Raw genomic sequence first — 21,730 nt, 5'->3', positions numbered from 1 at the left:
CAAGTGGAACTGGCCCATTACTCGGACTATGCCGTGCGCCTGGTCAACACCGAGGAGCCGGCCCGCAACAAGGACGCGCTCACCTCGGTGGACGACGTCCGCGCCCTCTTCGGGGCCAGCGTGCAGATGGCCCGCCGGGTCACCGACACCGACGTCACGCGCTTCCGCAACGTGCGCGGCCGGCTGCGCGCCGTCTTCGAGGCAGCCGACGGCGGCGACCACGTCCTCGCCGTCGACCTGCTGAACTCCCTGCTCATGGAGTTCCCCGTCAGCCCCCAGGTCTCCGGCCACGAGCTGGTCGGCCCGGACGGCCGCCCCGACTGGCACATCCACCTCGCCGAGCACCCCTCCAACGCCTCCGCCGGCTACGCCGCCATGGCGGCGATGGGCCTGGCCTTCGCCCTCACCGAGCACGGCCCCGGCCGCCTGGGCCTGTGCCAGGCGCCGCCCTGCCGCAACGCCTACCTCGACACCTCCACCAACCGCTCCCGGCGCTACTGCTCCGACCGCTGCGCCACCCGCGCCAACGTCGCCGCCTACCGCGCCCGCAAGCGGCTGGAGGCCGAGGAGTCCGCACGCATCGGCCGCACCGCCGAGGCCGCCCAGGACAGCCACGCCCTCAGCGAGCGCTGACCGTCCGGGCGCGGCCGCAGCCGCAGCCGGGCCACCGCCAGCACCAGCTCCTCGGGGACCGCGCCGTAGTCGGTGCTGTCCCCGGTCTCGTTGAACGGGTTGTCGCCGAGCATCCACCAGCCGCCCGGCCGGCGCTCGGCCGCCCGCTTCACCACCAGCAGGTCCTGCTGCAGCGGATGGCGGAAGACCACCACGTCACCCGGACGGACCAGCGCCTCGTACCGGACCACCAGCCGGTCCCCGTCCGCCAGGGTCGGGGCCATGGACGGGCCCGTCACCTCGGTGATGCCGATGCGCCCCCGTGTGCGCCTGTTCTCCGTCATGTCCGGCCTCCTCGTCCTCCCCGCATGCTGCCGTACGGTCCCGTACGTTCGCTCACCACTCCTCGACCGCCCCTGGACTTTTGTCCTAAGCCCATGGGGGCGCCCGCGATTTCCGGTTTCTCAGCGAGTAATCTCCACCTTTGAGAAGACGATCACGAGGAGGACCCACTCCATGCTTTCCCGCTTCTTCGCCCCCAAGGTGAAGGTCTCCGCCCACTGCGACCTGCCCTGCGGCGTGTACGACCCGGCCCAGGCCCGTATCGAGGCCGAGTCCGTCAAGGCCGTCCAGGAGAAGTACCAGGCCAACGAGGACGCGGACTTCCGCGCGCGTGCCATCACCATCAAGGAGCAGCGCGCCGAGCTCGCGAAGCACCACGTGTCGGTGCTCTGGAGCGACTACTTCAAGCCCCCGCACTTCGAGAAGTACCCGCAGCTGCACACCCTGGTCAACGACACCCTGAAGGCCCTCTCGGCCGCCAAGGCGTCGAACGACCCGGCGACCGGTGCCAAGGCCCTGGAGCTCATCGCCGAGATCGACCGCATCTTCTGGGAGACCAAGGCCGCCTGATCCAGGCCCAGCCCGTCCCCGGTACGACCGAGGGGCCCGACCGCACGCGGTCGGGCCCCTCGGTCGTACCGGCGGCGGCGCTGCGCGGACCGTTCCAGGTCCGCGCCCGTCCCGCGCCTCCTCCCGTGCCTACTCCTCGTCCTCGTCCTCGTCGTCCAGGCGGGCCAGCCAGGTCGCCAGGCGTTCCACCGGGACCTCGAAGTCCGGGTTCAGGTCGACGAAGGTGCGCAGCTGCTCGGCCAGCCACTCGAAGGTGACCTCCTCCTCGCCGCGCCGCTTCTCCAGCTCCTCGATGCCGCGATCGGTGAAGTACAAGTCGCGCTCCGTGCGTGTGGTGATGGGGGTGTTTCCCGCCAGGATAAGCCGGGTCCCGGCGACACCTCCCGCTCGTCCCGGCAGCGGCGCTAGCGTGGACGTCCCGGTGGGGCGAGCGGGGGACGGGGGTCACGGGATGCCTGATGGGCGCACGGCCGGCCCCGCACGCGCCTTCGAGCTCCTGGAGCCCTTGGTCCGGGCCGCCACGGTACGCGTCCACGCGCCCCCGGGCGGGTATGAGAACCCCGGCAACGACTGGACCGGACCCACGTGGGGGAGCGGCTTCTTCATCGCCCCCGGCTGGGTCCTGACGTGTGCGCACGTGGTCGGCGAAGGGGGTGCTGCGGTGCGTCTGGCGGGGCGTGAGGTCGGCATCAGCTTCTCCTCCGGACCGGGTCCGGGAACGGGGTCCGGCGCCCCGGGTCCGCGGGCCGACGCGGGCATCGGGACGGTCACCGGGCGCGTGGAGTGCGTCCTGCCCGAACGGCTGGAGGAACGGCGGCCCGGCCGGCGCGCCCTGTGGGACCTGCCCGACCTGGCGCTCGTCCGGGTGCTCTCGCCGATCTCCCACGCCTGCGTGTGGCTGACCGACCGGGCCGGACCCCGGCTGGAGGAGGCCGCGTACTTCGGCTGCACCGAGGAACTCGGCATCCGCGAGATCACCGGCCGCACCACCCGGCTGCGGGGCACCGCCGCGGGCGGCGCCGCGATCCGCCTCGGCGACGAGGACGAGATCGAGGCCGGCATGTCCGGCGGGCCCGTGGTCGACCTGGCGCGCGGAGAGGTCATCGGCGTGGTCAAGGCCCGGCGGCACGGCGGCGGGGGCGGGCTCGCCGTGTCCGTCGACCGGCTGCGCACCCTGCCGATGGCCGCGACCGGACAGACCGGCCTGTACCGCAGGGTCATGCAGGCCCACGACCTCTACCACTACGACCGCCACGTCAGCGACCTCGACAGCCGCCGGACCTGGACCGACGTGCACGACGAGCTCGCCGCCGCGGACGCGGACCCGTACGGCGGGCGCGGCCGGCTCACCCCCGGCGAACGCACCACCCTGTGCGGGCTGCTCGCCGAACTGCCGCCGCCCGGCTCCTCGGAGGCCGTACGCGAGCTGGCCGAACGGGCCCGCGGCGAGGAGCCCGACACCGCCCTGCCGGCCCCGCTCACATGGCGCGACGGGCTCGGGCTGCTCCACGACCCGCCGGGCGCGGGCGGGGAGGCCGCCGCGATGCTCCGGTACGCCACCGACGTGAGCGCGGCCGACCACCGCGAACCCCCGGCGCCGGGGGCCGACGAGGAACTGTGGGACTGGGTCCGCGCCACCGCGGAACGGCTGTGGCGCCCGCTGCGGCGCGAACTCGCCGAGCGGCACGAGCGCGGCCTCGCCGAGCGGGAGCGGCGCCGGCGCGCCGCCGTGGGCCGGGCGGCGCACGGACCGGTCCGGCGGGACCGGGGACTGCCCGCCGGACCCTCGGTGCTGCTGGAGGTGTGGGCGCACGGCTGGGAGGACGTCTACGACTGGCGGGTCTCGGTGCTCGCCGGACCGGCCCGCCCCGGCCGGGTCACCCCGGTCGACGCGGGCGTGCGGGAGACCCTCGCCGGGCTGCCGGAGGCACTGCGGGCCCCGCTCGCCGAGGGCTTCCGCCGGTGCGACACGCACGAGTCGGCCGCGCTCCTCGAAGTGGCGGCGGCGCCCGACCTGTTCGGGCTCGCCGCGGACACCTGGACGGTGTCCGGCGGGGTGCCGGTCGGCGTGCAGCGGCCGGTGGTGTTCCGCCTCCCCCCGGGACAGGCCGGGGAGGCGGCCGGCCCGCGCTGGGCCCGCGTGCAGACCGGCCCGCTCCTGGACCAGCGGGCCGACTGCGTACGGGGGCGACCCCGCAGCCCCTCGCCGGAATGGCCGGCGGGGCTGGCCGACAACACCGTGCCGGTGCTCTGCCGGGCACCGGGCGCCGAACCGGCCCTGGGCGCGCTGCACGTGCTGCGGGACGCGGGCTACGGGGTGGTGGTGCTCCGGCGGCCCCCGGCCGACCCCGGGGCGTCCTGCGCGCCCTACCACCGGGGCGTCCGGGAGGAACTGGCCGAGGCGGGCCGGGGCGCGGTGCTGCCGCTGCGCGTCCAGGCGCTGCGCGGGCGGGCGTACGGGGCGGATCCCGACGCCTACTGGGCGGCCGGGCTGGCCCTCGTATGGGAGGACCCGGCGCGGGCCCTGCCCGAGGACGAGCCGTTGCAGGGGGATCTGTGAGCCGGCGGGCCTCCGGCCGGCGGGAGGGGCGCCGGCGGAGCGGGAGCCGGTGCGGGCGAGTCGCGTTGCGTGGGAGGGGACGGCCGTGAACGACGAATGGCTCATCTACCGGGGCGTGGGCGAACCCCACGACGGGATCGGGGCGCTGCCCGATCCGCCGCCGTGGCGGGACTTCGACGGCGGCCCCGTCGAACCGCCCGGCGGGGCGGCCGCCACCGCCGACGACAACGTGGCGCGCCGCCTCGGCGCCCACCGGCAGGCCGCCGAACTGCACCGGCCCGAGCCGGAGGAACTGGAGGCCGTCAACGCGGCGCTCTACCTGCGCAGGCCGCTGCTGGTCACCGGCTACCCCGGCACCGGGAAGTCCACCCTCGCGCACGCCGTCGCCCACGAGCTGGGGCTAGGCCGGGTGCTGCGCTGGCCCGTGGTGTCGCGGACCGTGCTCCAGGAGGGGCTGTACCGCTACGACGCGCTGGCCCGGCTTCAGGACGTGCAGATCGCCGCCGGCGCGGGCGGCGGCGGGGCGGGGGCCGGGGCCGGGGCCGGGGGGATCGGGAAGTACATCCGGCTGGGGCCGCTGGGGACGGCGCTGCTGCCCACCGAGCGGCCGCGCGTCCTGCTGATCGACGAGCTCGACAAGAGCGACATCGACCTGCCGAACGACCTCCTGAACGTACTGGAGGAAGGCGAGTTCACCCTTCCGGAACTGGAACGGGTCGCCGACTCCGAGCCGGAGGTGCGGGTGCTCACCGACGACGGGGCGAGGGTGACCGTCCGGGACGGGCGGGTGCGCTGCCGGGCCTTCCCGTTCATCATCCTGACCAGCAACGGCGAACGGGACTTCCCGGCGGCGCTGCTGCGCCGGTGCATCCAGCTCAAGCTGGGGCAGCCCGGGGAGAAGCGGCTGGCCACCATGGTCCGGGCGCACCTGGGGGAGGACGCAGCCCGGCTGGGCGCCGACCTTATCCGGGAGTTCCTCAGCCGCTCGCGCTCCGAGCTCGTCGCCGCCGACCAGCTGCTCAACGCCATCTACCTGACGCACTACGCCGCCCCGCCCACCCGGGAGGACCTCGCGGACCTGCTCATCCAGCGCCTCGACCGTCCGAGGTGAGGGCCCGTGGCCGCCTCCGCTGACCAGGGGCCCGTGGAGCCCTTGGAGTCCTTGGAGCCCTTGGAGCCCGACATCCGCGCCCTGGCCGGGCTGCTGCGGGCCGCCGGGCTCGATCCGTCCGCCGGGGAACTGGCCGACGCCCTCTGGCTGGCCGGGCGGACCCGCACCCGTGCCCGGCCCGTCCCCGCCGGGCCGGATCCGGTCCGGGCGGATCCGGACCGGCAGGGCCGGGAGGACCCGGGGGAGCCGCCGCCCGCGCCACCGCGCCGGGAAGAACCGGAGACCGAGGATCCGGTCAGGCTCTACGCCGCCGGGCCGCGGCACGGCGCCGAGGGCGATCCGGATGCCGAGATCCCGCTCGGGGGCGGGGTACCGGTCCGGGTGCCCGGCGCCGCCGCGCTGCCCCGCATCCTCGACGTCCAGCGGGCCCTGCGCGCCCTCCAGCGCCACCGGCCCCCCGGCCTGCCCGTCCGTACGGTCCTCGACGAGGCCGCCACCGCCGAGGCCAGCGCCCGCGCCCCGGGCCTGGTCATCCCGGTGCTCCGGCCGGAGACCCGGCGCGAGGCGACCGTCAGGCTGGTGATGGACGCCTCCCCCTCCATGGCGGTCTGGCAGGAGATGTTCGAGGAACTCCGGTCGGTCTGCGAGCGGCTGGGTGCCTTCCGGGACGTCCAGGCGCACTACCTGCACCGGCTCGCGGACGGTACGGCCGCCGTCGGACGCGGCCCCTCGCCCGCCGCCGCCCTGCGCTCGGGCGACCAGCTGCGCGACCCCACCGGGCGGGCACTGACCATGGTCGTCTCCGACTGCACCGGCCCGGTGTGGCGGGAGGGCGAGGCCCAGCGGCTGCTCCACCGCTGGGCCGAGTGCACGCCCTGCGTGATCGTGCAGCCCCTGCCGCAGCGGCTGTGGAACCGCAGCTGGCTGCCGACCGAGCGCGGGGTGCTGGAGCACGCCGAGGGCGGTGGCGGAGCCGTCGGCGGCGGGCTGAAGCTGAGGTTCCGCCCGGACCGGCCGCCGCGGCCCGGACGGCCCACGGGCGGGCTCACCGTACCCGTGCTGCCGCCGCACGCCGCCGCCCTCGGCGCCTGGGCCCGGCTCGTCGCCGGACTCGGCACGGGCCCGGTGCCCGCCGAGGTCGGCCGGGTCCTCGCCCGGCACCCCGCCGCCCCCGTCCCGCTGCCCCGCACCGCCCGGCCGCCCCGCGAGCTGGTGAGCCGCTTCCGCGCCTCCGCCGCGCCCGGCGCCGTACAGCTCGCCGTGTACCTGGCGGCGGCGCCGTTGACGCTGCCCGTGATGCGTCTGGTCCAGCGCACGATGCTGCCGGACTCGGAACCCTCCGACCTGGCCGAGGTGCTGCTGGGCGGGCTGCTGCGGCGCAGCGGCGAACCCCCGGGGAACTGGTACGAGTTCGTCCCCGGAGTACAGGACGTGCTGCTGGGGCCGCTGGGACGCGACGAGGCCGCCCTGGTGCTCAAGCACTGCTCCGAGTACGTACGGGCGCACTTCGGCCGCGGGGTGCGCGACTTCCCCGCGCTCGCCGTCTCCCAGCTCACCGGCGTCCCGCCGGACGGCCCCGCGGACGACCCCGGCCGGGTGCCCGCCGGGCGGCTCCCGCAGGCCTTCGCGCACGTCTCGGCCAAGGTCGTACGCCGCTACCTGCCCGGTCCCCCCGAAGACGACCCGGACGCCCCCCCGCCCGAGCCCGCCCCACCCGCCCCCGCCGGCCGGGCCCCCGGGCTCCGGGCCGCCCGGGACCGCCTCGCGGACGGCGACGCCCGGGCCCTGTACGAGGCCGCCGCCCTGCTGCGGCGGGCCGTGGCGGCCCCGGCCGGGCCACAGGACCCGCCGGAGGAGGCGGAGACCGAGCTGGCGGGGGCACTGCTGCGGCTGTGGGCCGTCCAGCGGGACCCCGAGCTCCTCGACGAGGCCGAGCGGGCGGTGACCGGGCTGGGCTCGCCGCCCGCCCGGGCGGCCCGGGGCCGGGTGCTGTACGAGCGGGCCCTGGTGGCCGGGCCCGACCCGGAGCTGCTGGCCGCCGCGGACCGGGAGTTCGCGGCGGCGGGCGCCGCCGCCGGCCCCGACCTGCGCCGGGACTGCGCCGTGCGGCGGGCGCAGACCCTGATCCGGCTGGGCGCGCTGCGCGAGGACCCGGGCCCGCTGTACGAGGCCCGGTCCGTGCTGGAGGCCCTGACCGGCCCGGACGCCGCCCCCGCCACGGGCCCGCAACCCGCCCTGGCCCTCGGGCGCGTCCTGCTGGCCCTGCTGCCCCGCACCCCGGACCCCGCGGAGCGCGCCGCCCTGGCCGAGCAGGCCGCCGCACACCTGTCACGGGGCCTCACCGCGCTGGTCGCCGAGCAGGACGCCGCCACGGCCGCAGCCACCGCAACCGCCACCGCAACCGCCTCCGCTCCGGACAACGGCACCGGGGAAGGGCCCCCGGCCGAGACTCCCGCCGCGCGCACCGCCCACGTCCGGGTGGAGCTGGCCGAGGCCCTGCGGTACCTGCCCGCCCGGCTGGAGGAGGCGGCCGGGCAGCTGGCCCGCGCCCTGGGCGAGGCCGCCGCCGAGCCCGACGCGCGGCTCGCCGCCCTGCTGTGCCTGGCCCGGGTGCACCGGGCCCGGTACGCCCGTGACGCGGATCCGGCGGCCCTGGACGGGGCCTCGGAGGCGTACGGGCGCGCCCGCGGGCTGATCTCCCGGGACGGGGAGGCCTTCGCGGAGCTGCTGCCCGAGTGGGGCGACGTACTCCTGGAGCGGACGCGCGCCGCGGACGGGCGCCGCTTCGCCTCCACCGCCGTACGGGTGCTGCGCGAGAGCCGCTCGGCGGTGCCCCAGTCCGACCCGGGAGCCGCCCACCGGCTGCGGCGGCTGGCCACCGGCCTGCGGCTGCGGCACGCCTACGAGGGGGACCTGGTCGACCTCCGGGAAGCGGAGTACCTGCTGGAACTCGCCGTCCGGCAGGGCCACCGCCCCCTGGAACGGGCGCGCGCCTGGCGCGACCACGGCGACGTCCAGCAGGAGATCCACGCCCACACCCGCACCGTCGACCGCCTCGACCGGGCCGCGGACTCCTACCGCCGGGCCTGGCGCGCCGCACTGGAGGCCGGCCAGGACGAACGGCAGGACACCGCGCTCCGGCTGGCGGCCCGCGTCCAGGAGCAGCGCGGCGAGGTACTGGAACGCCTCGCCCGCCCGCGGGCCGCACTCGACGCCTACCGGGCCGCCCTGGAACTGCGCCGGCGCCTCGACCCCTCGCGGGCCGAGGCGCCCGAAGCGGAAACGGTGGAGTGCGAGGCGGCGGCGGCCGGAGCAGCGGGGGCCGCACCGGCGGGGGCGCCGCGGTCCGCCGAGGCGCTCACGGCACGGATCCGCGCCCTGGAGGAGGGCCTGTGAACCGTTTCCCCCCGCCGGGCGGCGGGAAGAGGCAGTGGACCGGAAGAGCGGGACGACAGGGGGACGGACAGCCGATGGTGACCGGACGTCAGGAAGCGGCAGCACCGGCCCGCCCGTGTCCCGGGCGGCTCCCGGACCTCTCCGGGCTCGACCTGGCCGCGCTGCGCGGGATCGACCATCCCGTGCTCGCCGAGGTCATCGAGAGCATGGTCGAACGGGTCACCCACCCCGCCGAGATCCTCAACGCCTTCGACTCCGGAGTCGCCTGACCGCGCGTCACGCCGATGCGGGTTGACCACTTTCCGCCGTTAGCCGGGCCCGTCCGAGGGGCAGGGATGGACCGTCCTGGGGGTCCCCCCGGCATTGGCTGGGGGAGGGAGGTGCAGGCGGATGAGCCAAGCGATCACGAGCGGTCCCGTGCTGCCCGCGCACCGGGCCCTCGACCGGCACGTGCGCCACGCCCCCTGGCCGTACGCCCGCCTCGACGTGCCGGCCCTGCGCGCCGCCGGCCACCGTCCGCAGCCGATCCGGCAGTTCGTCCTCAAGACCCACAGCCGCTGCAACCTCGCGTGCACCTACTGCTACGTCTACGAGATGGCCGACCAGAGCTGGCGCACCCGCCCCGCCGTCATGACCCGGGCCACCGCCCTGCGCGCCGCCGAACGGATCGCCGAGCACGCCGCCGCCCACGACCTGCCCCGCGTCGACCTCGTCCTGCACGGCGGAGAGCCCCTCCTGGCGGCGCCCGCCGCCCTCGCCGCTCCCGTCGACGCGGTACGGGCGGCCGTGGCCCGGCACGCGCCCCGCACCCGCGTCACCGCGAGCGTGCAGACCAACGGCACCCTCCTGACCCGGGGCCGGATCACCGCCCTGGCCGCCGCCGGGATCCGGGTCGGCGTCAGCCTCGACGGAGGACTGCCCGCGCACAACACCCGCCGCGTGGACCACGGGGGGCGGCCCGGCTTCGGCGCCGCCGCGCGCGGGCTCCGGCTGCTCGCACGGCACCCCGAGGGCTATGCCGGGGTGCTGTGCGTGGTGGACCTGGCGCAGGACCCGGTGGAGACGTACGAGTCCCTGCTCGACTTCGCGCCGCCCGCCATCGGCCTGCTGCTGCCGCTGGCCAACTGGAGCACCCCGCCACCGGGCCGTCCCGGGCCCGGGACCCCGTACGGCGACTGGCTGCTGGCCGTCTTCGACCGCTGGTGGCACGACGGGGTGCGGCGGACCCGGATCCGGATCTTCGAGGAGGTCATCGCGCTGCTGCTGGGCCTGCCCACCGCCACCGAGACGCTCGGCCTGGCCCCGGCCGCCACCGCCGTCGTCGAGACCGACGGCGCCATCGAGCAGGCCGACTCGCTGAAGTCCGCGTACGAAGGGGCCGCCGCCACCGGTATGACCGTCGACACCCACAGCTTCGACCAGCTGCTCGACCACCCCGGCTTCGCCGCCCGCCAGTTGGGCCGGGAGGCCCTCGCACCCGGCTGCCGCTCCTGCGAACTCGTCGAGGTGTGCGGAGGCGGCCACTACCCGCACCGCTACCGTGCGGGGGAGGGCTTCCGCCAGCCGTCCGTGTACTGCGCCGACCTCCAGGCCGTCATCCGGCACATCGCCGGGGCCCTGCACCTGGCCGCGACGACGGGACGGGCCGCCTCATGACCCACCACACGGAAGCGGCCGAAGCCGAAGCCGAAGCCGAAGCCGAAGCCGAAGCCGAAGCCGAAGCCGAAGCCGAAGCCGAAGCCGAAGCCGAAGCCGAAGCCGAAGCCGAGCCCGGAACCGGAACCGGAACCGATACCGACGCCCGTTCCCGGGCCAGAACGGCTTCCCGGACCCCTCCGAACGGCACCCTCCCCGAGGACCGGGCCCCGACCCCGGACCGGACTACGACCCCGAAGCAGGCCCAGGATCCGCCCGGCCGGGAGCCGCCCCGCGGGCTGGTGCCCGTACAGGCGGGGGTCCACGGCCGGGATCGGGGCCGGACCCAGGGCGGCCTCGGGGGTCAGGACCGGGACCGGGCCCGGGGGGAGCGCCGGGACCAGGACGTGGCCCCGGGGGCCGGCGGAGGCGGCGCGGAGCCGGCCGGCGAGCTCGCGCGCTTCACCGTCAGCTCCCACACGCTGCGCGCCCTGGCCTCCACCGAGCCCTCGGCCGAGGGCACCCGCCTGGTGCGCGACGTGCGCCGCTCCAAGCGGCTCCTGCTGCTGCGCGCCGTCCTCGACGCCGCGCCCGGCGCGGAGGCCGCCGAGCGCTGGGCGCTCCTGGAGGAGGCCGAACGGCAGGACCCCGAGGCCGTGCGCGACGTCCTGCACTACCCCGCCACCGGCGTCTGGGCCGAGGAGACCCTGCGCCGCCTGCACGCGCCCCAGGGACCCCCGCCCGACCTCGCCCACCTCGGTGCGCTCGCCGTCGCCGCCGCGCTGCGCGCCGGGATCGGCTTCAAGGCCACCCTGCGGCCCGTCGGCGGCCGGCTCGCACTGCCCACGCTCGGGCTGCTGCGCCCCGACCGGCCCGGCCCGCTCGCCCTCACCGAACGCTCCTGGGACTCCTGCGCCACCCTCCCGCTGCACGCCCTGCCCGGCGGCCGGACCGCCCTCGACGACCTCGACCCCTACCGCGCCCCGGCCGCCGCGCACCCGGCACCCGTACGCCCTGCCCGGCGGCTCACCCCCAAGGGCCACAAGCGCTGGGACACCCAGTGGTCCGGCGCCCTCACCCTGCTGGAGCGCTACGACTCCACCCGCGCGGACGAGATCGGCCGACTGCTGCGCTCCGTGGTCCCCCTCGCGGGCGGCGCCCGTTCCAGCGGTGCCACCCTGCCCGCGGCCGCCGGGTCCGTCCTGGCCCGCGCCCAGGCCCCGCCCGCGCTGGCGGCGACCCTGGTCCACGAGGTGCAGCACGGCAAGCTGGCCGCCCTCGCCGACGTCCTCACCCTGCACACCGCCGACCGCACGCCCCGGCTCTGGGCCCCCTGGCGCAGCGACCCGAGGCCGCTGGAGGGGCTGCTGCACGGGGCGTACGCCCACCTGGCGCTGGCCGGGTACTGGCAGCGGGCCGCGCTGTACGGGGCCCGGGGCGCCTGGGCCCAGCACGCCCGGGTGCGCGCACAGGTCGCCGCCGTCCTCCCCGTACTGCGGGCGCAGCCGCAACTGACGGTCACCGGACGGGAGTTCGTGGACGGGATGGCGGCCGCCGAGCGGACCATGGACGAACTGCCGCCCCCCGGGGACCAGCACGCGACCGCCCGGCGCGCGCTGGAGCGGGAGCGACGCGGCTGGTGCGAGGCCCACCCCGAACTCGCGGCATTCGTACAGGTCTGAGGGCCCCGGGCTGCGGTACCTTTCAAGCCCGCACAGCCCCCGCAAAACCCCCGCACCGCCCCCCGCACCGCCTCACGTCCCGTCCACCGCCCGGACCCCAGGGAGACGGCCGCATGACCGGTACCGGTACGCGACTCGACCGCGACGGAGCCGCCCAGCCGCAGCGCTTCGTCATCAGCTTCGCGGGCTTCAACCGCCCCTGGGCGGTGTGGATCGCCCACCGCCTGGAGGAGCACGGCCACCGCGTCGCGCTCCAGCGCTGGGACCCCCAGACCAGCCCCGGCCTCACCGAGGCCCTGGACGACCTCTCCCGGGCGGGAGGCAAGGTCCTCCTCGTCCTCAGCGAGCGCTACTTCTCCGCCGGCACCCACACCGACGAGGAGTGGAACACCGCCCTGCGCGCCGTCACCGAGGCCCACCCGGACCGGTTCGCCGCCGTCTGCCTCACCGACGCCCCGCTGCCCAGCGCCGTGGCCGCGCTGGAGAAGACCGACCTGTGGGGCCTGGACTCCTACGAGGCCGAGTACCGGGTGCTGCGCCGCCTGGAGCTGCCGACCGACCGGATCGGCACCGAGAGCGGCCGCCGCGGGCCCCGCTTCCCCAACGACCCGCCCGAGATCTGGGGCCGGGTCCCGCGCCGCAACCCGCGCTTCACCGGCCGCAACGATGTCATCGGCCGGCTCCGCGAAGCCCTCACCGAGGCCCCGCCCGGCGCGTCCACCGTGACCCTGCTCGGGCTGTCCGGCGTGGGCAAGACCCAGGTCGCCACCGAGTACGCCTACCGCTTCGCCTCCGAGTACGACGTCGTGTGGTGGGTGCCCGCCGAGGACCGCCCCACCCTGCGCGAACGCCTCGCCGACCTGGCCCCCGCCCTCGGCCTGCCGCGCGGAGCCGGCAGCTACGGCGAGCAGATCCGGGCCGTACTGGAGGTGCTGCGGCGCGGGGCGCCGTTCCACCGCTGGCTGCTGGTCTTCGACGGCTGCGACAACCCCGACGACCTCACCGACCTGCTGCCCTCCGGCGCCGGCGACGTGATCATCACCTCGCGCAACCGCGAATGGGCCGCCCGCCACACCAGCCTCGTCGAGGTCCCCCTCTACGCCCGCCCCGAGTCCATCACCTTCATCCGCCGCCGGGCCCGCCGCCTCACCGGCGAGGAGGCCGATCAGCTCGCCGAGGCGCTGGAGGACTACCCCCTCGCCCTCGACCAGACCGCCGGCTGGCTCGCCGACTCGCCGATCGGCGTGGGCGAGTACCTGACCCTCCTCCAGCGCAGGCTCGACTCCCACGAGGCCGTCACCCTCTCCGACGACTACCCGCTGCCCTTCCCGACCGCGCTGGCCATACTCCTCAACAACGTCCGGGAGAACTTCCCCGACGCCCTCGCCCTCCTGCGGCTGTTCGTCTTCTTCGCCCCCGGCAGGGTCCCGCTGCGGCTGCTGCGCGAGTTCCCCGCAGACGACGTGCCCGAACACCTCGCCGGCCTGATCAACGACCAGATCCGCTGGAACGCGGCCCTCAACAAGCTCGTCCAGTTCTCCGTCGTCCGCCTGGAGTACTCCGACCTCTCCGTGGAGGAGGGCGGTGGCCTGGAGACCGTCCAACTGCACCGCATGGTCCACAACATCGTCCGCGAGAACCTCGCCGAGGACGAGGCCGACCAGCTCTCCCGCGCCGTCCGCCAGGTCCTCGCCGCCGCCGACCCCGGCCGCCCCACCGACTCCCGGCTCTGGCCCCGCTACGCCGAACTCATCCCGCACCTCGACTCCGCCGGCGTCCTGACCAGCAGTAACCCCCGCATCCAGACCTTCCTGCTGCACTGTCTGCGCTACCTGATCCTGGCCGGCGAGTACCGCACCTGCCTGCGCCTGTCGGAACAGACCGACGGCGTCTGGCGGGCCATGCTCGGCGACGACCACGACCAGGTCCGCGAACTCAGCTACCACTACGGCGGCGCCCTGCGCATGCTCGGCCGCTTCCGCCAGGCCGAGACCCTCGCCCGCTCGGTCGCCGACCGGCTCGTCACCGAACGCGGCGACCGCGACCTGGAGACCCTGCGCGCCACCAGCACCTACGCCGGGGTCCTGCTCGGCACCGCCAAGTTCGACCAGGCCCGGACCCTGCTGGAACACGCCTTCACCACCTACCGCGAACTCCTCGGCGAGGACGACTCCACCACCCTCAACGCCCAGAACAACGTCGCCGTCGTCCTGCGCCTGCTCGGCCGCTACCAGGAGGCCTACGACACCGACCTGGACACCCTGCGCCGCCGCGAACGGGTCCTGCGGGTACGCCACATCGCCACCCTCTCCTCCGGCATCGGCTGCGCGATGGGCCTGCGCCTGATGGGCCGCTACCGCGAGGCCCTCGCCCGCCAGGAACAGGGCCTCAAGCTCAACACCCAGGTCCTCGGTGTCAACCACCCGCAGACCCTGCGCGCCGAGCACAACCTCGGCATGTGCCTGCGCCGCTCCGGTGACATCCCCGGCGCCGGCGCCCGGCTGCGCGGCGTCCTGGAACGCTCCACCCGGGTGTTCGGGGCCGAGTTCCCCTGGACGCTGATGGTCGCCTCCGACTACGCCACCTACCTGCGCGAGTACGGGGACATCGAGGAGGCACGCCGGATCTCCGAGGAGGTCGTCCGCGGCTACCAGTCCCAGCTCGGCCTCGCCCACCCGTACAGCATCGGCACCGTCGGCAACCTCGCCCTCGTACTGCGCGCCCAGGGCGAACGCGCGGAGGCCCTCAACCTCGCCGAACAGGCCCTGGTCGGAATGCGGGGCGCGCTCGGCGACCGCCACCCCTGGACCCTGGGCTGCGCCCTGAACACCACCGGGCACCGCAACATCACCGGCCGCCTGGAGGACGCGCTCGACCTCAGCCGCGAGACCCTGCGCGGGGCCGAACGCATCCTCGGCCCCGACCACCCGATGGCGCTCAGCGCCCAGATCGCCCTCGCCGCGGACCTGCGCTCGGTACGGGAGGACACGGAGGCCTCCAAGCACGAGGAGGCGGGCATCAAGGCCCTCACCCGCACCCTCGGCCCCCAGCACGTCCACACGGTCTCGGCCCGCCAGCAGACCCGCCCCTACTGGGACTTCGAGCCCCAGCCGTAGGCGGCGGACGCGGTACGCCCGCGGTGCGTCCGCCGCCCGGTCTCGTCGTGGCACCGGCCACGGGACCGGGCGGCGGCGGGACCCTCAGCCTTCGGAGCCCCCGGTGGCGGTCACTTGAGCATGATGCTGGCTCCGAAGATGTTGCCGACCTCCGCGCATTCCTTGACGTCGTCCCGGCTGAAGTAAGGAGTGCTGGCGGTGCCGGTCAGCCCTTTCGCGGTCGAAGTGCAGTACCAGTTGCGCGGCCCCCTGTACTCCACCTTGTAGACCTCGCTCTTTCCCGCCGCTATGTTTCCCGAGCACTTCGTCGCGACGTCCGTGTGGACGCAGATGTTCGCGATGGTCGCCGAGAAGTTGCTGAGGCGGAAGGCCGCGACCGGTGCCGCCTGGCTCGCGGGTGCGGTCACGATCATTCCCGCGCTGACGGCCGCCACCATCCCGGCGACCGTTGCCAGCCTGGTGCTCCGCTTGACGGTTCGAGACACGTTTCCTCCCGTTGTGGTAATTCGGTGCTGCGAAATGTGAGTGGACTGTCCTGGCGGTTCGGGGGCGGTCGTCAGACCCCGCACCGGTGCTGTTCGGCCTGCCGTGCGAGCTCGCTGCGCTCCCGGCGCGCCGCGTCCGCCTCCTCGCGTACCGTGTCGAGCCGCTCCTCCAGCTGGGCGACCCGCTCGCGGTAGCGCTCCAGCTCGGCCCGTACGAACGCCACGTCCGCCACCTGCTGCGCGGCCTCCTGGCGGATCGTGTCCGCCTCCTCCTCGAACCGGTGCTTCGCCACGTCCAGTTGGGCGATGGCCAGGTCCGCGGCCTCCTCCGCCAGCGTGGTGCGCTGTTCGGCACCCAGGGTCCGCTGGGCCGCTGCCCGGGTCACGGTCCGGATGCGCTCCTCGGCGGCGGCCGAGTCCGTGATGATGGCCAGTTCCTCGATGTAGCCCGGCAGTTCCACGGACAGCCGGGAGATGAGCGCCACGAGGTCGGCGCGAGCGCCGGAGCCGTCCACGCCCGGCATCACGGCTTCCGCGGCGGCTTCCGGCGCGGACTCCGTCGTCCCCTCGACGGGACCGGCGTCCGCGGCGGACGCCGTCCTGGCCGCCTTCTTGGCCTCGGCCGCCTGGCGCTTCTCGTCCTTGCGCTGCTGCCGCCTGGCCCGGAACGCGCGGAACGCGCCCAGCGCGTTGTGGTCGGGGTGAGCGCAGTACCTGGGCTCGGGGTTGCCGGGCGTCGGCGCTTCGGGGTGGTTGGTGCACTCCGGGTAAGCGCAGAGGGGAAGCGTCTCGACCGTCATTTTTCCGCCTTCTCGTGAAATTTCGGGCTTCCTCGAAGTCGAACCGGCATCGGGTGCGGCTCGCGCCGGCCGGTCGCCTTCGGGGATGTACGAACACGCTAGAGGCGGCGGGGGACTTGTGGGCGCTCCGAGACGGTGCGTCAGGATTCGGTAAGATCATCGGCCGCCCCGGGGCGCCCGGCTGTGAGGGCGCCGACTTCGGGGCGAGTCGGCCGTGGCGAGCTCCCACAGGAACGGAACCGCCGCGACGGTCGCGTCGAAGACCGCCAGCTCGCCGAGCCACAGGCCCAGGTCACTCAACGCGTCGAGGCTCGTTCGGGCGTCACCCCACGCCACCCGTGAGAGTCGGCCCGGCACGTCCCGTGCGGATCCATAGGCATGGGTCAGTTCGTGCCACCGTATGCGGCTCATGCCTTTGAGGGCCGTCCCCACCCTGCGCTCCTCTCCTGTCAACTGGCCCCTGCCCCAAACCCGGCCCATGGACCGGGACGGGGACTTCGTCGTGTGCCGGTACCGTTCAGGTGTCGAGTCCGAACGGGAGCCAGCACGCACTCTCTATCGAACGACCACACCGGTGCGCGCATGAAGCGCCTGCGCCTCGAACGCCACCTCACCCAGCAGGCGGTATCGGACCTCTCCCAGGTCCCGTACAGCACCTACACCAAGACCGAACAGGGCGTCATTCCGGCCAGTCCGCACCTCGATCCGGCCGATCCGCCAGGCTCCCCGGTCTCATCCAAGAGGCCACCACCGCAACCCACGCGCTACCCGGCCGGGAACGGTGGCTGCTGCTGGCCAGCCTGTACCGCACCTCTTACGACGTCGCCAGCAAACTCGGCTACTACGACCTTGCCGCGCTGGCCCGAGCGCAGATGTGGACGGGCGACCTCGACGCCTCGTTCCAGAACCTGCTGAAGGCGAGGAAGGCCGCGCCGCAGCAGGCTCGATATCACCAGACCGTCCGCGAGACGTACGCAGGCTTGGAGGCGGCCCGCCGCCAACTGCCCGTCCGGCCCGTGGGCGCTGGGTGAGGCCGGCGTACATCCGGGGGACGTCCGGGCGGGAGATCTCCACAGCCGTGGCCAACATCGAGGCCGTGTAGTGGAGCCCGCCGACCTGTTCCCGCGGCTGCCGATCCCTCCGGACACCTGCGCCGAGTGCGCCGCCCACGTCCTGGCCCGCTTCCAGGCCCACGTGGACCGTGACCGCTCGCGCGTCAGCGACATGAACGTCCTGATCATGCGACACCACCCCGAACTCCGCGCCCGTCAGACGGTCACTGCCCAGCCGCCGGCCGACTGACCATGCGCGGCATGTTCCATGTCTGAAGCCTGATTGACGCCACCGGCAGGGGCCCAACAGCCGGAAGGCCCGGCTCCCTTGGGGGCCGGGCCTTCCGTTCGTTCAGTTCAGCGGGGCGACTACGCCTCGAAGACCTCGTTCAGCAGGAGCTGCTGCTCCGCCTGGTGGCGCTTCGCGGAGCCCACCGCCGGGGACGAGCCGTGCGGACGCGAGACGCGGCGCAGGCGCTCGCCGGCCGGGATGTCGGCGCCGACGGCCAGGTCGAGGTGGTCGATCAGGTTCAGCGCGATGAACGGCCACGCACCCTGGTTCGCCGGCTCCTCCTGGGCCCAGATGTACTTCGCCGCGTTCGGGAACTTGGCGATCTCCGCCTGGAGTTCCGCGCCGGCCAGCGGGTACAGCCGCTCGATGCGGATGATCGCCGTGTCGGTGATGCCGCGCTTCTCCCGCTCGGCCTCCAGGTCGTAGTAGACCTTGCCCGCGCAGAAGACGACCTTGCGGACCGCGTTCGGGTCCACGGTCGAGTCGCCGATGACCGGACGGAACGAACCGGTCGTGAACTCCTCCGCCTTCGACGCCGCCGCCTTCAGACGCAGCATCGACTTCGGGGTGAAGACGATGAGCGGCTTGTGGTGCGGGTTGTGGACCTGCCAGCGCAGCAGGTGGAAGTAGTTCGACGGCAGGGTCGGCATCGCGACCGTCATGTTGTCCTGCGCGCACATCTGGAGGAAGCGCTCGGGACGCGCGGACGAGTGGTCCGGGCCCTGGCCCTCGTAGCCGTGCGGCAGCAGCAGCGTGACGCCGGAGGTCTGGCCCCACTTCTGCTCGGCCGAGGAGATGAACTCGTCGACGACGGTCTGCGCGCCGTTGACGAAGTCACCGAACTGCGCCTCCCACAGCACCAGCGCGTCCGGGCGGGCCAGCGAGTAGCCGTACTCGAAGCCCATGGCCGCGTACTCGGAGAGCAGCGAGTCGTAGACGTTGAAGCGGGCCTGGTCGTCCGAGAGGTACAGCATCGGCGTGTAGTCCTCGCCGGTCTCCCGGTCGATGAGGACCGCGTGACGCTGGCCGAAGGTGCCGCGGCGGGAGTCCTGGCCGGACAGCCGGACCGGGGTGCCCTCCATCAGCAGCGAACCGAAGGCCAGGGTCTCGCCCATGCCCCAGTCGATGGTGCCGTCGTCGATCATCGCCGCGCGGCGCTGCAGCTGCGGCAGCAGACGCGGGTGGACGGTGACGTTCTCGGGGATGTTGACCTGGGACTCGGCGATCCGCTTGACGACGTCCTGGGAGATCGCGGTGTTCACGGTCACCGGGAACTGGGCCGCGGCCTGCGCCGGGGCCGGCACGCTGACGGGGGGCTGCGTGGCGGCCTCGCGGACCTCCGCGAAGACCTTCTCCAGCTGGCCCTGGAAGTCCTGGAGCGCCTGCTCGGCCTCTTCCAGGGTGATGTCGCCGCGACCGATGAGGGACTCGGTGTACAGCTTGCGCACCGAGCGCTTCTTGTCGATCAGGTCGTACATCAGCGGCTGGGTGAACGCCGGGTTGTCGGACTCGTTGTGGCCGCGGCGGCGGTAGCAGATGAGGTCGATGACCACGTCCTTGTTGAACGCCTGGCGGAACTCGAAGGCGAGCCGCGCGACGCGGACCACGGCCTCCGGGTCGTCACCGTTCACGTGGAAGATCGGCGCCTCGATCATGCGGGCCACGTCGGTCGCGTACATCGAGGAACGCGAGGACTCCGGGGCGGCGGTGAAGCCGACCTGGTTGTTGATGACCACGTGCACGGTGCCGCCGGTGCGGTAGCCGCGCAGCTGCGACATGTTCAGCGTCTCGGCGACCACACCCTGGCCGGCGAAGGCCGCGTCGCCGTGCAGGGCGAGCGGGAGCACCGTGAAGTCGGTGCCGCCCTTGTTGATGACGTCCTGCTTCGCGCGGGCCACGCCCTCCAGGACCGGGTCGACGGCCTCCAGGTGGGACGGGTTCGCGACGAGCGAGACCTTGATCTGCTCGCCGTCCAGGCCCGTGAAGGTGCCCTCGGCGCCCAGGTGGTACTTGACGTCGCCGGAGCCGTGCATCGACTTCGGGTCGAGGTTGCCCTCGAACTCGCGGAAGATCTGCGCGTACGACTTGCCGACGATGTTGGCGAGGACGTTCAGGCGGCCGCGGTGGGCCATGCCGATGACGACCTCTTCCAGGCGGGCCTCGGCCGCGGAGTCGATGACCGCGTCGAGCAGCGGGATGACGGACTCGCCGCCCTCCAGGGAGAAGCGCTTCTGGCCGACGTACTTCGTCTGCAGGAAGGTCTCGAAGGCCTCGGCGGCGTTCAGGCGGCGCAGGATGCGCAGCTGCTCCTCGCGCTCCGGCTTGGAGTGCGGACGCTCGATGCGGTCCTGGATCCAGCGGCGCTGCTTCGGGTCCTGGATGTGCATGAACTCGACGCCGGTGGTGCGGCAGTACGAGTCGCGCAGCACGCCGAGGATGTCGCGGAGCTTCATCATCGACTTGCCGGAGAAGCCGCCGACCGCGAACTCGCGCTCCAGGTCCCACAGGGTGAGGCCGTGCTCGGTGATGTCGAGGTCGGGGTGCTTGCGCTGCTTGTACTCCAGCGGGTCGGTGTCGGCCATGACGTGGCCGCGGACCCGGTAGGAGTGGATCAGCTCGAAGACGCGGGCGGCCTTCGTGACGTCGTCGTCGTGGGAGGCGTCGATGTCGCGGTTCCAGCGGACCGGCTCGTACGGGATGCGCAGGGCCTCGAAGACGGCGTCGTAGAAGCCGTCCTCGCCGAGCAGCAGGTTCGCGACGATGCGCAGGAACTCGCCGGAGGCCGCGCCCTGGATGACCCGGTGGTCGTAGGTCGAGGTCAGGGTCATGACCTTGGAGATGCCCAGCTTGTTCAGGGTGTCCTGCGAGGTGCCCTGGAACTCGGCGGGGTAGTCCATGGAGCCGACGCCCATGATGACCGACTGTCCGGGCATCAGGCGGGGCACGGAGTGCACGGTGCCCAGACCGCCGGGGTTGGTCAGCGAGACGGTGACGCCGGTGAAGTCGTCCATCGTCAGCTTGCCGACGCGGGCGCGGCGGACGATGTCCTCGTAGGCCTGCCAGAACTCGAAGAAGTTGAGGGTCTCGGCCTTCTTGATGCCGGCGACGACGAGCTGGCGGTCGCCGTTCGGCTTCACCAGGTCGATCGCGAGGCCGAAGTTCACGTGCTCCGGCTTGACCAGGGTCGGCTTGCCGTCCTTCTCCGCGAAGGAGTGGTTCATGGCGGGCATGGCCTTGATCGCCTGAACCATCGCGTAGCCGATGAGGTGGGTGAAGGAGATCTTCCCACCGCGGGCGCGCTTGAGGTGGTTGTTGATGACGATGCGGTTGTCGAACAGCAGCTTCACCGGGACGGCGCGGACGGAGGTGGCCGTCGGCACGTCGAGGGAGGCGTTCATGTTCTTGGCCACGGCAGCGGCCGGGCCGCGGAGCGTCACCAGTTCGGGGCCGGAGGGGGCCTCGGTGGCGGGCGCGGCCTTGGCTGCGGGCGCGGCGACAGCCGCTCCGGTGGAGCCGCTGCTCGCAGCGGGGGCTACGGGGGCGGCGGCCTGAGCCGGAGCCTGAGGGGCGGGCGCGGCCGGTGCGGCGGCCGGGGCCTGGGAGGTGACAGTCACAGCAGGGGCACCAGAGGGGGTGGCAGGAGCAGGGGCAGGAGCTGACACAGGCGGAGCGGCCGGGGCGGCCGCGGCTGCCCCGGCGGAGCCGTTGCCGGCGACGGGGGGCACGGCGCGCGCCGCCCCCGTGGCGGCGGCGACAGGGGCCTGAGGGGCTGCGGCGGAGGTGGCGGCCTGTGCGGAGGCGCCATCCGTCGTCGTGGACTTCCCGGGACCGTCCGCCTTCACCGGAGCGGCAGTGCCCCCCGGCTTGTAGTCGGCGAAGAAGTCCCACCAGGCCCGGTCGACCGAGTTCGGGTCCTGGAGGTACTGCTGATAGATCTCGTCGACGAGCCACTCATTCGCGCCGAAGCCTGAGGCAGGGGTCTTCCCGCCCTCTGCTGCTTCGGTCGTGGTGCTCGGGTTACTGGGGGACTGTGGCGACACGGCGGCAACCGCCCTCTTCCGCTTCACAAGGTATGGA

General features: G+C 74.1%; 15 protein-coding genes and 1 pseudogene. 10 read left to right on the top strand and 6 right to left on the bottom strand.

Annotated elements, in window-relative coordinates; genetic code table 11:
• Positions 1-3: 3 nt before the first annotated feature.
• Positions 4-633 carry a CGNR zinc finger domain-containing protein gene (locus OG295_RS10930; protein WP_371676702.1) on the top strand — a complete coding sequence of 210 codons (630 nt, stop codon included), beginning with the start codon at positions 4-6 and terminating at the stop codon, positions 631-633.
• Here the strand turns inward: OG295_RS10930 and sodX are convergent.
• On the bottom strand, positions 537-956 hold the full coding sequence (gene sodX / locus OG295_RS10925; protein WP_280916342.1) for a nickel-type superoxide dismutase maturation protease: 420 nt from the start codon (positions 954-956) through the stop codon (positions 537-539). The two genes, OG295_RS10930 and sodX, sit on opposite strands and share 97 nt — an antisense overlap.
• A gap of 172 nt (positions 957-1,128) precedes the next feature.
• Between sodX and sodN the strand changes: the two genes are divergently transcribed.
• Positions 1,129-1,524: a superoxide dismutase, Ni gene (gene sodN / locus OG295_RS10920; protein WP_007266490.1), complete on the top strand. Its 396-nt coding sequence runs from the start codon at positions 1,129-1,131 to the stop codon at positions 1,522-1,524.
• Positions 1,525-1,653: 129 nt separating this feature from the next.
• Here the strand turns inward: sodN and OG295_RS10915 are convergent, their stop codons facing one another.
• Positions 1,654-1,839: a DUF6104 family protein gene (locus tag OG295_RS10915; protein ID WP_030190019.1), complete on the bottom strand. Its 186-nt coding sequence runs from the start codon at positions 1,837-1,839 to the stop codon at positions 1,654-1,656.
• A gap of 136 nt (positions 1,840-1,975) precedes the next feature.
• Between OG295_RS10915 and OG295_RS10910 the strand changes: the two genes are divergently transcribed.
• The 7 genes from OG295_RS10910 (at position 1,976) to fxsT (ending at position 15,024) form a co-directional block, all read left to right on the top strand.
• Positions 1,976-4,084, top strand: a complete 2,109-nt coding sequence (locus OG295_RS10910) for a trypsin-like peptidase domain-containing protein (protein WP_371676701.1) — start codon at positions 1,976-1,978, stop codon at positions 4,082-4,084.
• A gap of 85 nt (positions 4,085-4,169) precedes the next feature.
• Entirely contained in the window at positions 4,170-5,195 is a 1,026-nt protein-coding gene (locus OG295_RS10905; RefSeq protein ID WP_371676700.1) for an AAA family ATPase, read from the top strand.
• A 6-nt stretch (positions 5,196-5,201) separates the two neighbouring features.
• On the top strand, positions 5,202-8,591 hold the full coding sequence (locus OG295_RS10900) for an SAV_2336 N-terminal domain-related protein (RefSeq protein WP_371676699.1): 3,390 nt from the start codon (positions 5,202-5,204) through the stop codon (positions 8,589-8,591).
• Between the two features lie 74 nt (positions 8,592-8,665).
• Complete coding sequence (gene fxsA, locus OG295_RS10895; protein ID WP_371676698.1) at positions 8,666-8,860, top strand: FxSxx-COOH cyclophane-containing RiPP peptide; 195 nt, start codon at positions 8,666-8,668, stop codon at positions 8,858-8,860.
• Positions 8,861-8,981: 121 nt separating this feature from the next.
• Positions 8,982-10,247: an FxsB family cyclophane-forming radical SAM/SPASM peptide maturase gene (locus tag OG295_RS10890; protein ID WP_371676697.1), complete on the top strand. Its 1,266-nt coding sequence runs from the start codon at positions 8,982-8,984 to the stop codon at positions 10,245-10,247.
• A complete protein-coding gene (locus OG295_RS10885) occupies positions 10,244-11,908 on the top strand; it encodes an HEXXH motif-containing putative peptide modification protein (protein WP_371676696.1) in 1,665 nt (554 codons plus the stop codon). Before OG295_RS10890 ends, OG295_RS10885 begins: the two co-directional genes overlap by 4 nt.
• A gap of 113 nt (positions 11,909-12,021) precedes the next feature.
• Positions 12,022-15,024, top strand: a complete 3,003-nt coding sequence (gene fxsT / locus OG295_RS10880) for an FxSxx-COOH system tetratricopeptide repeat protein (protein WP_371676695.1) — start codon at positions 12,022-12,024, stop codon at positions 15,022-15,024.
• Positions 15,025-15,134: 110 nt separating this feature from the next.
• On the opposite strand, the gene OG295_RS10875 is transcribed toward fxsT, so the two are convergent.
• The 3 genes and pseudogenes from OG295_RS10875 to OG295_RS10865 form a co-directional block, all read right to left on the bottom strand.
• Positions 15,135-15,509 (bottom strand): hypothetical protein, encoded by a 375-nt coding sequence (locus OG295_RS10875; protein ID WP_371676694.1) that lies wholly within the window; start codon positions 15,507-15,509, stop codon positions 15,135-15,137.
• 71 nt (positions 15,510-15,580) lie between these two features.
• Positions 15,581-16,309, bottom strand: coding sequence for a hypothetical protein (locus OG295_RS10870; protein WP_371676693.1), 729 nt, complete (start codon positions 16,307-16,309; stop codon positions 15,581-15,583).
• A 192-nt stretch (positions 16,310-16,501) separates the two neighbouring features.
• Positions 16,502-16,741 (bottom strand): annotated as a pseudogene (locus tag OG295_RS10865) (hypothetical protein); the annotation flags it as partial.
• 669 nt (positions 16,742-17,410) lie between these two features.
• Here OG295_RS10865 and OG295_RS10860 point away from each other — a divergent pair.
• Positions 17,411-17,611 carry a hypothetical protein gene (locus OG295_RS10860; RefSeq protein WP_371676692.1) on the top strand — a complete coding sequence of 67 codons (201 nt, stop codon included), beginning with the start codon at positions 17,411-17,413 and terminating at the stop codon, positions 17,609-17,611.
• A 119-nt stretch (positions 17,612-17,730) separates the two neighbouring features.
• On the opposite strand, the gene OG295_RS10855 is transcribed toward OG295_RS10860, so the two are convergent.
• Positions 17,731-21,693: a multifunctional oxoglutarate decarboxylase/oxoglutarate dehydrogenase thiamine pyrophosphate-binding subunit/dihydrolipoyllysine-residue succinyltransferase subunit gene (locus OG295_RS10855; protein ID WP_371676691.1), complete on the bottom strand. Its 3,963-nt coding sequence runs from the start codon at positions 21,691-21,693 to the stop codon at positions 17,731-17,733.
• Positions 21,694-21,730 lie beyond the last annotated feature (37 nt).

Source organism: Streptomyces sp. NBC_01276, assembly GCF_041435355.1.
GTDB lineage: Bacteria > Actinomycetota > Actinomycetes > Streptomycetales > Streptomycetaceae > Streptomyces.
This window is presented reverse-complemented; position numbering and strand designations above follow the sequence as displayed.

Excerpts from the sequence above, each read along its gene's own strand:
- sodX (WP_280916342.1), bottom strand. The coding sequence starts at position 956 with ATGACGGAGAACAGGCGCACACGGGGGCGCATCGGCATCACCGAGGTG.
- sodN (WP_007266490.1), top strand. The coding sequence starts at position 1,129 with ATGCTTTCCCGCTTCTTCGCCCCCAAGGTGAAGGTCTCCGCCCACTGC.
- OG295_RS10910 (WP_371676701.1), top strand. The coding sequence starts at position 1,976 with ATGCCTGATGGGCGCACGGCCGGCCCCGCACGCGCCTTCGAGCTCCTG.
- fxsA (WP_371676698.1), top strand. The coding sequence starts at position 8,666 with ATGGTGACCGGACGTCAGGAAGCGGCAGCACCGGCCCGCCCGTGTCCC.
- OG295_RS10890 (WP_371676697.1), top strand. The coding sequence starts at position 8,982 with ATGAGCCAAGCGATCACGAGCGGTCCCGTGCTGCCCGCGCACCGGGCC.
- OG295_RS10885 (WP_371676696.1), top strand. The coding sequence starts at position 10,244 with ATGACCCACCACACGGAAGCGGCCGAAGCCGAAGCCGAAGCCGAAGCC.
- fxsT (WP_371676695.1), top strand. The coding sequence starts at position 12,022 with ATGACCGGTACCGGTACGCGACTCGACCGCGACGGAGCCGCCCAGCCG.
- OG295_RS10870 (WP_371676693.1), bottom strand. The coding sequence starts at position 16,309 with ATGACGGTCGAGACGCTTCCCCTCTGCGCTTACCCGGAGTGCACCAAC.